The sequence below is a fragment of the Scleromatobacter humisilvae genome, from assembly GCF_023231945.1.
GTDB lineage: Bacteria > Pseudomonadota > Gammaproteobacteria > Burkholderiales > Burkholderiaceae_C > Scleromatobacter > Scleromatobacter humisilvae.
This window is the reverse complement of record NZ_JAJLJH010000010.1, coordinates 18,294-31,916: the sequence shown is the minus strand read 5'-3', so window position 1 is coordinate 31,916 and position 13,623 is coordinate 18,294. Positions and strand designations below refer to the sequence as shown.

At 71.5% G+C, this 13,623-nt stretch carries 13 protein-coding genes; 7 read left to right on the top strand and 6 right to left on the bottom strand.

What is annotated here, in order from left to right:
* The first annotated feature begins 23 nt into the window (after positions 1–23).
* The 4 genes from LPC04_RS23640 to LPC04_RS23625 all read left to right on the top strand — a co-directional run bounded on the left by LPC04_RS23640 (position 24) and on the right by LPC04_RS23625 (position 3,680).
* Entirely contained in the window at positions 24–1,601 is a 1,578-nt protein-coding gene (locus tag LPC04_RS23640) for an AmpG family muropeptide MFS transporter (protein WP_275684770.1), read from the top strand.
* A 58-nt stretch (positions 1,602–1,659) separates the two neighbouring features.
* A complete protein-coding gene (locus LPC04_RS23635) occupies positions 1,660–2,532 on the top strand; it encodes a M48 family metallopeptidase (RefSeq protein ID WP_275684769.1) in 873 nt (290 codons plus the stop codon).
* A 242-nt stretch (positions 2,533–2,774) separates the two neighbouring features.
* Entirely contained in the window at positions 2,775–3,068 is a 294-nt protein-coding gene (locus LPC04_RS23630; protein ID WP_275684768.1) for a KGG domain-containing protein, read from the top strand.
* A gap of 204 nt (positions 3,069–3,272) precedes the next feature.
* Entirely contained in the window at positions 3,273–3,680 is a 408-nt protein-coding gene (locus LPC04_RS23625; RefSeq protein WP_275684767.1) for a methylglyoxal synthase, read from the top strand.
* On the opposite strand, the gene LPC04_RS23620 is transcribed toward LPC04_RS23625, so the two are convergent.
* Positions 3,668–4,354: a hypothetical protein gene (locus tag LPC04_RS23620; protein WP_275684766.1), complete on the bottom strand. Its 687-nt coding sequence runs from the start codon at positions 4,352–4,354 to the stop codon at positions 3,668–3,670. The genes LPC04_RS23625 and LPC04_RS23620 overlap by 13 nt on opposite strands.
* A 188-nt stretch (positions 4,355–4,542) precedes the next feature.
* Between LPC04_RS23620 and LPC04_RS23615 the strand changes: the two genes are divergently transcribed.
* Positions 4,543–6,105, top strand: a complete 1,563-nt coding sequence (locus LPC04_RS23615; protein WP_275684765.1) for a S10 family serine carboxypeptidase-like protein — start codon at positions 4,543–4,545, stop codon at positions 6,103–6,105.
* Complete coding sequence (locus tag LPC04_RS23610; RefSeq protein WP_275684764.1) at positions 6,105–6,467, top strand: EF-hand domain-containing protein; 363 nt, start codon at positions 6,105–6,107, stop codon at positions 6,465–6,467. The genes LPC04_RS23615 and LPC04_RS23610 overlap by 1 nt, the downstream gene beginning before the upstream one ends.
* A 16-nt stretch (positions 6,468–6,483) precedes the next feature.
* On the opposite strand, the gene LPC04_RS23605 is transcribed toward LPC04_RS23610, so the two are convergent.
* The 4 genes from LPC04_RS23605 to LPC04_RS23590 form a co-directional block, all read right to left on the bottom strand.
* A complete protein-coding gene (locus LPC04_RS23605; protein ID WP_275684763.1) occupies positions 6,484–6,759 on the bottom strand; it encodes a DUF4242 domain-containing protein in 276 nt (91 codons plus the stop codon).
* A gap of 107 nt (positions 6,760–6,866) precedes the next feature.
* The gene (locus LPC04_RS23600; RefSeq protein WP_275684762.1) at positions 6,867–9,458 is read right to left on the bottom strand and encodes an ATP-binding protein; all 2,592 of its coding nucleotides are present in this window, start codon (positions 9,456–9,458) and stop codon (positions 6,867–6,869) included.
* Positions 9,459–9,462: 4 nt separating this feature from the next.
* Entirely contained in the window at positions 9,463–10,308 is an 846-nt protein-coding gene (locus tag LPC04_RS23595) for an arylamine N-acetyltransferase family protein (RefSeq protein WP_275684761.1), read from the bottom strand.
* Positions 10,305–11,621, bottom strand: coding sequence for an alpha-amylase family glycosyl hydrolase (locus LPC04_RS23590; protein ID WP_275684760.1), 1,317 nt, complete (start codon positions 11,619–11,621; stop codon positions 10,305–10,307). The genes LPC04_RS23595 and LPC04_RS23590 overlap by 4 nt, the downstream gene beginning before the upstream one ends.
* A 133-nt stretch (positions 11,622–11,754) precedes the next feature.
* Between LPC04_RS23590 and LPC04_RS23585 the strand changes: the two genes are divergently transcribed.
* A complete protein-coding gene (locus tag LPC04_RS23585; RefSeq protein ID WP_275684759.1) occupies positions 11,755–12,885 on the top strand; it encodes a diguanylate cyclase domain-containing protein in 1,131 nt (376 codons plus the stop codon).
* Here the strand turns inward: LPC04_RS23585 and LPC04_RS23580 are convergent, their stop codons facing one another.
* Positions 12,886–13,488: a TetR/AcrR family transcriptional regulator gene (locus LPC04_RS23580; protein ID WP_275684758.1), complete on the bottom strand. Its 603-nt coding sequence runs from the start codon at positions 13,486–13,488 to the stop codon at positions 12,886–12,888.
* Between the last annotated feature and the right edge of the window lie 135 nt (positions 13,489–13,623).

Below are 13,623 nucleotides of genomic sequence, written 5' to 3'. Positions count from 1 at the left end.
ACCGCTCCGACGACAATAGCCCGATGACCGCCCCCGAACCGACCGGCGCGAGCCCGCTGGCCGCGCTCCACCGCGCCTTTGCCGTCCTCGTGCTCGGCTTCGCCTCCGGCCTGCCGCTCGCGCTGACCGGCCTGGCGATGCAGGCCTGGCTCACGATGGACGGGCTCGACTTCGCGGCGATCGGCTTCCTCACGCTGATCGGCATCCCGTACACGTTCAAGTTCCTGTGGGCGCCGCTGATGGATCGCGTCGACCTGCCGCTGCTCGGACGCCGGCGCGGCTGGATCGTCTTCACGCAGGCGCTGCTGGCGCTCGCGCTGTTCGTGCTGGCCGACATCTCGCCGAAAGTCGCGCTGCCGCTGTTCGCCGCACTCGGCGTGGGCGTAGCGTTCGTCAGCGCGTCGCAGGACATCGTCGTCGATGCTTACCGCGTCGACCTGCTGCCCGCGCGCGAGCGCGGCATCGGCGCGTCGCTGGCGGTGATGGGCTATCGCCTCGCGATGATCCTGTCCGGCGGCGTCGCCCTGATCTGGACGGACAGCGTCGACGGCATCGGCATGACCTGGCCCGCCGTCTACCGGCTGATGGCAGCGATCATGGCCGGGCTCGCCGTCTTCTCCGCGTTGGCGCTGCCGCGCCTCGCGCAACCGCCCGCGCGCGTGCGCGACGCGTCGCGCGGGCCGATCCGGCAGGACCTCGTCGGCTTCCTCGCGGTGCTGGTGGCCGTGGGCGTGGGCGTCTGGCTGACGCAGCGCTTCGGCGGCGCGATCGCCGGCTGGCTGCTGTCGCCCTGGTTCGGCGACGCCGTGGCCAAGGGCTCGCTGCAGGCCAAGTGGATCGACCTGCTCGCGCTGCTGCTCGGGCTCGCGGTGACGCTGCCGCTGGCCGGCTTCGCGGCCCGGCGTGCCCGCTTCGAGACGCTGCTGTCCGGCCTCGAGTCCTACTTCAGCCAGCCGCGCGCCTGGAGCTTTCTCGGCTTCATCGTGTTCTACAAGCTGACCGACGCGTTCCAGCTGTCGCTGCTCACGCCCTTCCTGCTCAAGGGCATGGCGTTCGGGCCGGCGGAGGTCGGCGTCGTCAACAAGCTGATCGGCCTGCTGCTGACGGTGTTCGGCGCGCTGCTGGGCGGCCTGATCATGCTGCGGCTGCGGCTGGTGTGGTCGCTGCTGCTGTTCGGGCTGCTGCAGATGTCCAGCAGCCTCGCGTTCTGGTGGCTCGCGGTGCACGGCAAGGGCCAGCTGCCGGGGTTGACGATCCCCGCGTTCGACTTCGGCTTCGTCAAGCTGGTGCATCCGACGCTGGTGGACGGCGGCCTGCTGATGGCAGTGGCCAGTGAGAACCTGGCCAGCGGCATGGGCACCGCGGCCTTCCTCGCGTTCCTCATGAGCCTGACCAACCAGCGCTTCAGCGCCACGCAGTTCGCGCTGCTGTCGGCGTTCCAGTCGGTCGGCCGCGTCTGGATCGGCCCGCTGGCGGGCGTGCTGGCCGAGGCGATCGGCTGGCCGGCGTTCTTCCTGGTGGCCATCGCGATGGGCGTGCCGTCCCTGGTGTGGCTCAAGGCCTTGTGGAAACCGATCGACGCGCTGGACGCGCGCCGCTGAACCTCTTGAATCGCGCGGGATCGCAGTCATCTGCGAGAGCGAACCGTCCCCTCCGACCTTGAACACGCCTCCCCCCATCGACGCCGGCCGCCGCCGGCTGCTCACGACGGCCGCCGCCGGCGCGCTGCTGGTGCTGCCCGCCACGGCCGCCCTGGCGCAGCGCGAGGGCGTGCAGGTCGGCCCGCGCTCGAACTTCGAGTCGCTGGTGCCGGCCGCCCAGATCGAGGCCGAGGCCGCGCGTGGCTATCGCGACATGCTGGCGCAGGCGCGCGCCGAACATCGCCTGGCCACGCCCGAGAACGTGCAGCTGCGCCGGCTCGTGATGATCTCGACGCGCCTGCGGCCGTTCGCCGGCATGTGGAACGAGCGCGCGATCGGCTGGCAGTGGGAGGTCAACCTGATCAACTCGCCGCAGGTCAACGCGTTCTGCATGCCGGGCGGCAAGATCGCGTTCTACTGGGGCATCCTGAGCAAGCTGCAGCTGTCCGACGACGAGGTCGCGATGGTGATGGGCCACGAGATGACCCACGCGCTGCGCGAGCACGGCCGCGCGCAGATCGGCAAGCAAGTGGCCACGCAGGGCACGATCGCGCTGCTGGCGGGCCTGTTCGGATGGAGCAACGCGAGCCGCCAGGTGGCTGGCATGGGCGGGCAGTTGCTGTCGCTCAAGTACAGCCGCGACGACGAGACCGAGGCCGACCTGATCGGCCTGGAGCTCGCGGCGCGCGCGGGCTACCAGCCGCAGGCGGCGATCTCGCTGTGGCGCAAGATGGAAGCGGCCAGCCGCGGCGCGCCGCCCGCCTTCCTGTCGGATCATCCGTCCAATCCGGACCGGCTGCGCGTGATCGCGGCCAACATCCCGCGCGTGCAGGGGCTCTACGCCCGCGCGCCCAAGCCCGACGTGCGCTTCGGGCCGCCGCTGGCCGGCTGATTTTCGGCAAAGACGGCCGCTTCGCGAGTGTGTGGCCGGCACCGCGCGGTGTCGCGAGAAATGCGCCGCGATGGTGCGTTGCGTCCATTTCAAGCGGGTTTGCAGCTCGACCTTAGGGGGAAGTGCCCGGGGGAGGTATGTGCGTTGCCCCTGTCGGGCGTGACCTGGGTGCTCCTGGCGCTAACGGGTCCGATAAATCCTGTCGCATGGGGCGGCGGACCAAACCTTTCGGAGTACCAGCAATGACTTCCCAACACGATCAAACCGGCCGTCATGACCAGCAAAACCAGGCTGGCGCACAAGGCCAGCAGGGTGGCCAGCCGAGCGGCGGTCGCGGTTTCGCCGGCATGGATCGCGAGCGCCAGCGCGAGATCGCCAGCCAGGGTGGCCGCGCGGCGCATGCCAGCGGCAATGCGCACCAGTTCACGTCGGAAGAGGCGCGTGCGGCCGGCTCCAAGCGCCACGCCAACAACGCGTCGCGCAACGCCGCGAACGCCGCCAACACCTCGCCCAAGGGCGACTCGTCCCTGAGCTGATCCCGGCCCGGCGGCCCGCGACCCGCGGGCTCGCCGGCCTGGTTTGCTGCAAACGCTACCGCAAAGCGTGGGCTCGACCCACGCTTTGTCGTTTGTGCCGTATACGTTTTGTTGCGAGTGGCGGCCGCGTCCGGCGATTCCACGCCTCGTGATGGGGCATGCGATTGATGGGACGCCGTAACCCGCGGTGCTTATGATCGCGCGATGCACATCGCCCTGATCGCGCACGACGCCAAGAAGGACCTGATGGTCACGCTGGCGCGGGACTTCGCGCCGTTTCTATCGCGTTGCCACGTGATGGCCACCGGCACCACGGGCTCGCGCCTGATCGCCGAGGCCGGCATCGAGGTGGAGCGGCTTCTGAGCGGCCCGCTGGGCGGCGACCTGCAGATCGGCGCGCGCCTGGCCGAAGGCCGGGTCGACGCGGTGATCTTCCTGCGCGACCCGATGACGCCGCAGCCGCACGAGCCCGACATCAACGCCCTGGTGCGCGCGTGCGACGTCCACGACGTGGTCTGCGCCACCAACGAGTCGAGCGCGCGCCACGTGATGAAGGCGCTCGCGGAGGAACTCGACGCGCGGCTCGCGCGCGAGGCCGCTCAGAAGCGGTAGCCGAGGCCGATCGTCAGCTGCGGGATCGCCTTGAACTTGTGGACCTCGTCCTGGAAGTCGCGGTTCTCCTGCTGCAGGTCGCTCGCGCCCTGCGAGTCGAGCGCCAGCTCGCTGGCCAGTGCCGGCGAGGCCTTCAGCGGCGTCGCCTTGGCGGTGCCGATGGACGCGCCGAGGTCGAGGTTGAACGACAGGCCCGGCGTGCTCTGGTGGTGTCCCCAGCCCAGCCCGAGGTAGGGCGCGGCCTTCGGGAACGACAGGTCGGACTGCACGTAGTAAAGCGACGAGGGCGCGTCGTACTGCACGCCGCCGAGAGAGATCTTGCCGTCGTGCGAGGACGCCGTCATCGTCGCCTTGGCCTGGTTGAAGGTGGCGCCGGCGCTGAGGCGAAAGCCTCCGTTCAGGACGAACCAGTCGCCCAGCAGCGCGCCGCGCTTGTAGTCGATGTTGCCCTTGAAGTCGTTGTCGGCGGTCGTGCCGCTGTAGTTGTGATGGGCGATCGAGCCGAAGTCCGCGCGCACGGCGAACGCGCTGTTGATCGGCTGGGCGATGCCCACCAGCGCGTACGGGAAGCCGGTGGCCACGTAGGCCTCGACGGCCGCGGCGGGGCCCGCGACGGACAGGCCGGCGACGGCGAGGGCGGCGACGAGCCAGGGGCGGGCGAGGGCGAAGGTCATCGGGCGGCTCCGGAGAAGTTGGGGCGAAGCCATCGAGCATAGTCAGCCGGCATGACGGCGGAGGCCGGAAAAGCGGGCGGAACCGCGCCGTCCCGGAGCGTTCGCCGCGATGCGCCACAATGGTTCCACGACCAAGCGAAGGCCGCGGTGGCAGCTCGACGACACCGCGGCGGGTGCGAAAGGAATCGATGTCCACGATCCAGTCCGTCCTGCGAGACGCCCGCGGCGTGGCCGCGCTCGCGCTGTTCGCCGCGCTCGCGGCCTGCGGCGGTGGTGGCGGTGGCAGCGGTGGCAGCGGCCCCGTCACGAACCCGTTCCTCGATCCGAACCAGTACTCGGGGACCGCGTCGGCGTCGCTGTCGTCCCCCAACGAGACCACCGCCACGACGCACGCCTCGCTGACGCTCGACGGCACGGCCATCGCCTACACCGCGACCGTGGGCCACCTGTCGGCGCTGGATGCGACGAGCCAGGCGCCCGAGGCCTCGATCTTCTACGTCGCCTACACGGCCGACGGCGCCGCGGCGGCGACGCGGCCCGTCACGTTCTTCTTCAACGGCGGACCGGGCTCGGCCACGATCTGGCTGCACCTGGGCTCGTTCGCGCCCAAGCGCCTGGTCACCGGCGTGCCGGCCACCACGCAGACCGTGCCCTTCCCGTACGTCGACAACGCGGACAGCCTGATCGACACGACCGACCTCGTGTTCGTCGACGCGGTCGGCACCGGGCTGTCGGAGGCGATCGCGCCGCACACCAACCAGACCTACTGGGGCGTCGACGCCGACGCCGGCGTGCTGCGCGACTTCGTCCAGCGCTGGCTCGCGGTCAACGGCCGCACGGCCTCGCCGCTGTTCCTGTACGGCGAGTCGTACGGCACCACGCGCGTGCCGGTGCTCGCGCGCCTGCTCGAGACCGCCGGGCGGCGCGTCAACGGCGTGGTCGAACAGTCCTCCATCGTCGACTACAACAGCAACTGCTCGGTGGTGGGCGGCAAGCCCACCGTCAACTGCGCGGGCTTCCTCCCGAGTTATGCCGCGGTCGGCGAGTGGTACCACCTGGCGACGGGCGCGACCGCCGACCTGCAGGCCGACCTCGCCACCGTCCGCAGCTACGCCGACTCCACCTACGCGCCCGACGCCGCCACCTGGCTCGCGAGCGCCACGCTGCCGCCCGCCGGCCACATCGCGGCGCTCGTCGCCTTCACCGGCCTGCCAACGGCGCAGTGGGACACGCAGTTCGACATGGACTACGACACCTTCCGCCACCACCTGATCGCCGGCACCACGCTGGGCGTGTACGACGGCCGGGTGTCGGCGGCGGTGGGCTCCCCGCTCGACGCCGACGACGAGCCTTCGGACACCTTCGTCGCGCCCGGCTTCGTGTCCGCGATCAAGTCCTTGCTGCCGACGCTCGGCTACACGAATCCGTCGACCTACCTGGTGTCGAACGACGCCACCATCAACGACTGGAACTTCGCGCACGGCAGCCACGCGCTGCCCGACGTCGTGCCCGACCTGAGCAGCGCCCTCCTGCTCGATCCGTCGCTGAAGGTGTTGTTCATCGGCGGCGAGCACGACCTGATCACGCCGTTCCACCAGACCGAGCTGGACGTCGCGCGCCTGGGCACGGGCGCGCCGGTCACGCTGCATTTCCATCCGGGCGGCCACATGACCTACCTCGACGACGGCTCGCGCCCGTTGATGAAGGCCGAGCTGGCCGCGTTCTACGCCTCGGCGACGGGAGCTCCCTGATGCGCAACGTCCTCGCCATCCTCGCGCTGCTCGCCGCCGCGTCCGCGCAGGCCGGGCCCTTCCTCGATCCCGGCAGGCCGCCGGCGGCCGCGCAGCAGGCGGCGCAGGCCGAGGGACGCGTCCGTCCGGCGTCGGTCGGCGCGGCACTGGATTCCGACGCCCTGGCCCACCTGCACGCCAGCTTCGACGCGGCCGACACCGCGCACCGCGGCACGCTGTCGCGCGCGGAGGCGCAGGCCGGCGGCTTCGGCTGGATCGCCAACCACTTCGACGCGATCGACACCGCGCATGCGGGCCGCGTGAGCTTCGACGACGTCGCGCGCTACCTGGCCGCGCGCCGCGCGGGCAGCGCGACGAAGTAGTCGCCCGACCGATGTCTCATCCGCGATAGAAGTACGGATCCAGCACGCTCACCGCCGTGATCGAGTCGATCGGCAGGTTGTTGTTGCGGGCGGTCTCGCGGATCGCGTCGGGCGTGGGCGCGTCGTAGATGCAGAACGTCTTCTTCAGGTCCTGCGTCACGTACGAATGGACCCACGTGACGCCGCTCTTCGCGTTGGTGCCGACGACGCTCATGCAGACGTCCGCGCCCTGCGCGTCGACGGGGATGTGCAGGCCATCGGGGAAGGTGCGTTCGACGAGGAAGCGGGGCATGGCGGACTCCTGGGTTGATGGGTGCGGTCGGTCTTGACCGTGGCATCGAGACTACGCCGCCGCACTTGACGCGGCAACGGCGAGCCTGCCCAGATTGCGCGCCGCGGCTACCTATTCTTGGGGGCGATGCCGGTGCGCTCCGCGACGGCGATGGCCTCGGCGCGCGTGTTGACGCCCAGCTTCGCGAAGGATGCCGCGACGTGGTGGTCGACCGTGCGCACCGAGCGGCACAGGCGCTCGGCGATCTCGGAGTTGCGCAGTCCGCCGCACAGCAGCTCGAGCACCTCGCGCTCGCGGTCGGTGAGCTGGTGCGGATTGGTCTGCGTCGAGGCGCGGGCGCCGCGCGGGATGCCGCGCACGCCGGCGACGCGCAGCGACTTGCGCAGCGGGTCCGCGGCGGCCTGGGCGCCGAGGTCGTCCAGCATCGCAAGGGCCTCGAGGCGCGCCGCGTCGTCGCCTTCGGACAGCGCCAGCGCCTGCTCGAATGGCGCGCCGATCGCGGCCCAGGCGTCGGCGGCCGCGCGCCACTGGCCGCGCATCAGCAGCGCGTGCGGCTCGGCGCAGGCGGCGGGAACGTCGACCGGGACGCCCGCGCGGCGCAGCCACTGGGCCAGCTCGCCGCTGAACCACGGATGGCGATGCGCCTGGGCCTGGGCCAGCGCGGATCGGGCCTCGGCGACCACGCCCGCCATGTCGCCGCGCAGCCAGGCGGCCTCCGCGCGCGCGCAGCGCACGGGCGCGACGCGTTGCAGCGTGCCGCTGGCCAGGGCCAGCTCGAGCGCGGCGGCCAGCGTCGCCGCGGCCTCGGGCTCGCCGCGGCGCGCCTGCAGCCGGCCCAGCGCGGCCAGCGCCATCACGCGGCTGGTGCTGGGCGACGCGGCCTGCGCGACGATGTCGAGCGCGTGCTCGCGCGCGTCGTCCCACTGGCCCAGGTGCAGTTCGCACAGCGCCAGCCAGGCGACGGAATACTGGCGGTAGAAGTCGATCTCGTGCTGCTGCGAGAACGCAATCGCGGCTTTCAGGTGCTCTTGCGCCTCGCGCAGCCGCCAGACCTCGCCCGAGCCGGAGCCGAGGTTGCTGTGCGTGTTCGCGGCCAGGCCGTGCAGGCCGTCCGCCAGCGCGAGACCGAGCGCGCGCTGCAGGTGCGCGCAGCCGGCGTCGTAGTCGAGGAACAGCGTCGCGGTGCCCAGCGTGCCGACCGCCTCGGCGAGGATCTCGCGCTCGCCGAAGCGCTCGGCCAGCGTGATGGCCTTGCCGGCCCATGCGACGGCCGCCTCGCAATCGCGATTGAGCATGCGCAGCTGCGCCTCGACGCGGTAGGCGCGAGCCAGCTCGGGCCCGGGCGGCAGTGCCTCCAGCATCGCGATGGCGCGCAGGCTGGCCGCGTCGGCCTCGGCGTTGCGCAGCGCGAGCACCTGGGCCAGCGCGAGCCCGCTCAGGTTGACGGCCTCGCGGCGCGGGTCGGGATGGGTCCGATGCCAGTCGGACAGCTGGCCGTGCGCGGCGATCGCGTCGTCGAGCCGGTTCGTGAGACGGCACTCGCGTGCGCAGGCGGCGAGCCAGTCGCCGACGGCGTCGCCCGGCTCGCCATGTTCCAGCGCGGTGCGGTAGTGCGCCGCCGCCTCGGCGTGCGCGCCGCGCTGCAGCGCCTGGGCGGCCGCCTCCGGCGCGAGCCTGGCCACCGCGCGCGCGTCGCCCGCGCGCACGGCGTGATGCACGCGCCGCGCGAGCGAGACGGCGGCGTGGCCCGGCCGCTCGAGCGCGCGCAGCACGTCGGCGTGCAGCGCGCGCGCGACCGGCGGCGACAGCGACGCCTCGATCGCCACGCGCACCAGTTCGTGGCGGAAGAAATAGCTATCGTCGGCCGCGTTGAGCAGGCCGCAGTTCAGGCACTCGTCGAGCACCGCCGCGGGCGGCGCCAGCAGCGCTTCGATCAGGGCGCCCTCGATGCGCGTGGGCACGGTCGACGCCAGCCGCACGACGGCTTGCGCCTCCGCACCGAGACGCGCGAAACGCGCGAGCACCAGGTCCTGCACGCCATGCGGCACGCCGTCGGCACCGTGTCGCAGCAGTTCGCTCACGAACAACGGGTTGCCGCGCGTGAGCGCATGCAGGCCGCTGGCCGATCGCATCGCCGCGCTCGCGAGCCGCGCGACGGCGGCGGGCGACAACGGCTCCAGCGCGAGCCGCGTGACCAGGCTGGACGACAGTTCGCCCAGCAGGCGGCGCAGCGGATGCGCCGCCGACACCTCGTCGTCGCGCCACGACAGCACCAGCAGGCAGGGCACGCGGTCGATGCGGCGGCCGAGGAACTTCAGCAGGTCCAGCGTGGCGTCGTCGGCCCAGTGCACGTCCTCGAAGACGGCGAGCACCGGCTGCCGGCTGCGCTGCAGCGTCGTCAGCACCGCCTCGAACAGCTCGGCGCGCGCCTGGCCCGGCTGCAGCAGCGCGCGGAAGGCGGCGTCGGTGCCGCGGGCGATGTCGTGCAGCGGCGCGAGCGGATGCGGCGTCTCGAGCGAGTCGCACGCGCCCCACCACAACGCCGCGTCGCCGCGCCGTTCGGCAAAGGCCTTGAGCAGCGTCGTCTTGCCGATGCCGGCCTCGCCGCTGACCAGCAGCACGTGGCCGCCGCCCAGCCGCGCCGCCGCGAGCTGGCGCTCGAACGTCAGCAGGGCGGCGTCGCGCTCGACGAGCTCCATCGCGTCACGCCGGCAGCTTGTCGAGGGCCGCCATCACCGCGTCGAGATCGGCCGACGCGACGTCCAGGCCGAAGCCGTCGGCGAGCACGTCGGCGAACTCCGCACGCGCGTGCAGCTCGCGTTCGACCGGTGCGGCGTGCTGCGGCTGGAACGCCGACAGCCGCCGGTTGAACAGGCGCAGGCGGCCGCCCTCGATCGCGCGGCCCAGCAGCAGGTTGTGGGCCAGCATCGACTTCGGATGCGTCGCGACGAACCAGTTGCCCATCTCGCCATCGATCGCGTGCGGCGCGGTGGGCATCAGCTGGTAGCAGTCGGTCCAGACGCCCGCGGCCAGCGTCTGCAGCAGCAGCTCGTCGCCGACATCGACGAAGCGGTAGAAGCCGCTGCCCGCGGCCTGCGTGTCGCGGCGGGCGAGCACCAGCGGCGCGAGCGGGGCGACGGTGCTGCAGCCGACGTCCACCATGTGCGCGACGCCATCGAGCACGACGCGCGTGGCCAGATGCGTGCGCGCCGTCACCACGTCGGCCGCGACGCCCGAGCGAATGCGCGCCTCCATCGGTTGCACGTCGAAGCCGACGGCCTGCAGCACGGCGCGGAACAGCGTGTTCTGCTCGAAGCAGTAGCCGCCGCGGCGCTGGCGCACCATCTTGTCCTGAAGGCCGGCGACGTCGAGCCTGGGCACGCGGCGCGCGAGCACCTCGATGTTGTCGAACGGGATCGCGGTGGCGTGATCGAGGATCAGGCGCTCGAGGCAATCGCGCGTTGGCGCGAGCGCGCCCGCGAAGCCGATGCGCCGGCGATACGCGTCGAGGTCGAGCTCGCGCACGTCGATCGGCGCGACCGTGCTCATGCCGGTTCGACCAGCCAGCCGTGCGCCGGCAGCTTGCGGTCGTCGGCGCCCAGGCGCAGCGCCTGTTCCGACGCGGTCACGTTGACGACGACGCTGACGCTGTCCGCGCCGAGCGCGCGCCTGAACGCGAACAGCCGCTCGTTGCCGACATCGAGCATCGTCATCGCGCCGCCGTACTGGCCGTTGGCCAGCGCCGGATGCGCGTGCTTCAACGCGAGCAGCCGCGTGTAGAACGGCTGCAGCTCGCGCGTCTTCCAGTCGACGGCGTCCTTCTCGAAGAACTCGAGGCGCTTCGTCAGCCGCGCCTCCTGGCCGCCGTAGATCAGCGGCATGCCGGGCAGCGTGAACGTGAGGACCGCCAGCGGCAAGTAGTTGTCGCCATAGAGCTCGGCGTCGGTGCCGTTCCACGAGTTGAAGTCGTGGTTGGTCGTGAAGCGCATGCGGTAGGCCGAGGGCGGGAAGCCGTGCGGCTCCTTCGCGGCCCATGCGCGCAGCTCCGCGGCGCCGGCCTTGCCCTGGCCGATCTCGTGGAACAGTCGCGCCAGGTCCCAGCTGTAGGTCATGTCGAACGCGCTGCGATGCAGGTCGACGGCGTCGGACTCGGCCAGCATGAACATCGGCTTGACCGCGTCGAGCTCGCGCCGCGCGCGCTCCCAGAACGGCGTCGGCACCAGGCTCGCGACGTCGCATCGGAAGCCGTCGAGATCGGTCTCGCGCAGCCAGAACTGCATCGCCGCGATCATCGCGTCGCGCAGCGCGGGCGCGTCGTAGTTCAGCGCGGTGACGTCCGACCAGTGCTCCTCGTTCGGCGAGCCCGCGTTGAACGTGACGGGGAAGATCTCGCCGTGCGCGTCGAGCTTGTACCAGTCCTTGTGATCGCGCGTCCATGGATGGTCGAACGCCGTGTGGTTGGCCACCCAGTCGAGGATGACCCTCATGCCCTGCGCGTGCGCCGCCTGCACGAACGCGCGCGCGTCGGCCAGCGTGCCGAATTCCGGGTTGACGGCCACGTAGTCGCGGATCGAGTAGTAGCTGCCCAGCGTGCCCTTGCGATTCACGACGCCGATCGGCTGGATCGGCATCAGCCAGACGATGTCGACGCCCATGCCCTTGAGGCGCGGCAGGTCGGCCGCCGCAGCCTTCAGCGTGCCGTCGGCCGTGTGCTGGCGGACGTTGAGCTCGTAGATCGCGGCCTGGCGCGACCAGGGCACGTGCGGCATGGCGGGCGGCGGCGAATCGGCTTGGGCGGTGCGCATGGCGAGCGTCGACGTGCTGGCGAACAGCGAGAGGAACTGGCGGCGAAGCAGGGACATCGGGCCTCCTGGGCGATCGAGTTTAGTCCTTGAAGCGCGGCCGACAGGCCCAGGCGAACCTCACGGCGTCTCCGGGATCGCGTGCGGCGCGCTTTCGGGCCTGCGGCGACAATCGCGGCGGGGAGGCAACGGAATGCTGGACAGGTTGTGGGCGAGGCTGTTTGGACGACGCGAATCGTTCGATGACGAACGCGTGCGGCGCGCATTCGTCGATGGACTCACCGGGCTGCCGAACCGCCACGTGATGGGGGAGCGTCTTCGGGAAGCGCGCGCCGCAGGCGTCACCGGCGTGGCGGCGATGATCGATGTCGATCATTTCAAGCAGATCAACGATCGCCACGGGCACGCGACGGGCGACGAGGTCCTTCAGGCCGTCGCCGATCGGCTTCGAGCCGAATTCGGCAGTCCCGCCTGGGCAGCGCGGGTCGGGGGCGACGAGTTCTTCGTGCTGCTGCCGGGGGTGGACATGGCCGAGGCGCGGCGCAGGATCGTCCGTTGCGCGGAGCTGTTGCGCGCGCCCATCGTCTGCGGTCAACACGCCGTCGAGAACCTGACGATGTCTGTCGGCCTCGCGACCTTTCCGGCGCCCACGAACGACGAGCTCCTGAAGGCGGTGGATGTCGCCATGTACGCCGCGAAGGCGCGAGGCCGCGATGGCGCCGTCGTGTTCGACGACGACACGCGCAAGATCGTGACCGCCCGGCGCGAACTTGCCTCGATCATCGTGGAGCTCCAGGAGCGCAATCGAGCGTTGCGCGACGACGCGCGCACCGACGCGTTGACCGGCCTGCGCAACCGCCTCGCGCTCGACGAGGTGCTCGACGTCGTCGTCGACGGATCGGATCCGCGCTTCGCCGCGGCGGCGGTCGCCTTCATCGACATCGACCATTTCGGCGACTACAACCACCTGCATGGCGACGCCGCCGGCGACGAGGCGCTGCGCCGCGTTGCCGCGGCCGTCCGCGGATGCTCGCGCGACGCGGACCTGGTGTTTCGCAAGGGCGGCGAGGAACTGGTCGTCGTGCTGGCCGGGGCGGGGCATGAAGAGTCGCGCGTCGCGGCGGAGCGGCTGCGCGCCTGCGTGCAGGCCCTGGCGATCGACCATGCCGGATCGAAGACGGCATCGGTGATGACCGTCACCGTGGGCGTGGCGAGCGGCGGCGCGGGCGGGACCTTGCGGGCATTGATGATCGCCGCGTCCGACGAGGCCATGCGCGCCAAGGTCGACCACGCGCGCAATCGCGTGCACGCCGCGTCGATCTGATCACGGCATCTCGACGGCTGCTGCGCGTCGGTCCCGCGCAGCGGCCGTGTCGTCGCGATCCATCACCGTCACGACCAGCCGCACCAGAGCGTCCTCGATCGCTTCGCGCTGCGCGCCGTCGAAGCGGTCCGGCGCGGCGAGCAGCGCGCGCACGACACCGCCCACCGAGTGCGTCAGCACGAACGCGTCGGCCGGCGCGAGCGCGCGCACGCGTTGGTCGAAGCCGACGATGCCGTCCTGGCTCATCATCTGGACGACCGCCTCACGCATGCCGGGCAACGGTGTCGCGCCGCGCGTGGCGAGCAGGTGCTCGACCAGCAGCCTGTGCACGCCGGTGCGGCCGCCGTAGGCCTGCAGCACCGCGCGCACCACGGCGCGCACGCGGCCGCCGGCCTCGGTCGGCGCGGGGCCGGTCAACGCGGCCAGCACCGCGTCCGACAACGCCTGCACCTCGCGCTCGGCGAGCGCGTCCAGCAGCTCGGACTTGTCGTTGAAGTATTGGTAGACGGTGCCGATGCTGACGCCCGCGACCTCGGCGACGCGGTTGGTGGTCAGGCCCGCCAGGCCCTGCTTGTCGAGGATGCGCGTCGCGGCCTCCAACATGAGCCCCACCTTTTCCAGCGCCCGCTCCTGGCGCGGCTGGCGACGCGCAACCTGTTGATTCTTCGATGCTTTTTGAGCCATTGCGAGGCCTGTGGAACGTGAGTTTCAGAACATGAGCTTTACTCATATGATTTC

What these genes read in the sequence shown, in the direction of transcription:
- LPC04_RS23640 (WP_275684770.1), top strand. Translation starts at nt 24, where the DNA reads ATGACCGCCCCCGAACCGACCGGCGCGAGCCCGCTGGCCGCGCTCCAC.
- LPC04_RS23630 (WP_275684768.1), top strand. Translation starts at nt 2,775, where the DNA reads ATGACTTCCCAACACGATCAAACCGGCCGTCATGACCAGCAAAACCAG.
- LPC04_RS23625 (WP_275684767.1), top strand. Translation starts at nt 3,273, where the DNA reads ATGCACATCGCCCTGATCGCGCACGACGCCAAGAAGGACCTGATGGTC.
- LPC04_RS23620 (WP_275684766.1), bottom strand. Translation starts at nt 4,354, where the DNA reads ATGACCTTCGCCCTCGCCCGCCCCTGGCTCGTCGCCGCCCTCGCCGTC.
- LPC04_RS23615 (WP_275684765.1), top strand. Translation starts at nt 4,543, where the DNA reads ATGTCCACGATCCAGTCCGTCCTGCGAGACGCCCGCGGCGTGGCCGCG.
- LPC04_RS23610 (WP_275684764.1), top strand. Translation starts at nt 6,105, where the DNA reads ATGCGCAACGTCCTCGCCATCCTCGCGCTGCTCGCCGCCGCGTCCGCG.
- LPC04_RS23605 (WP_275684763.1), bottom strand. Translation starts at nt 6,759, where the DNA reads ATGCCCCGCTTCCTCGTCGAACGCACCTTCCCCGATGGCCTGCACATC.
- LPC04_RS23600 (WP_275684762.1), bottom strand. Translation starts at nt 9,458, where the DNA reads ATGGAGCTCGTCGAGCGCGACGCCGCCCTGCTGACGTTCGAGCGCCAG.
- LPC04_RS23595 (WP_275684761.1), bottom strand. Translation starts at nt 10,308, where the DNA reads ATGAGCACGGTCGCGCCGATCGACGTGCGCGAGCTCGACCTCGACGCG.
- LPC04_RS23590 (WP_275684760.1), bottom strand. Translation starts at nt 11,621, where the DNA reads ATGTCCCTGCTTCGCCGCCAGTTCCTCTCGCTGTTCGCCAGCACGTCG.
- LPC04_RS23585 (WP_275684759.1), top strand. Translation starts at nt 11,755, where the DNA reads ATGCTGGACAGGTTGTGGGCGAGGCTGTTTGGACGACGCGAATCGTTC.
- LPC04_RS23580 (WP_275684758.1), bottom strand. Translation starts at nt 13,488, where the DNA reads ATGTTGGAGGCCGCGACGCGCATCCTCGACAAGCAGGGCCTGGCGGGC.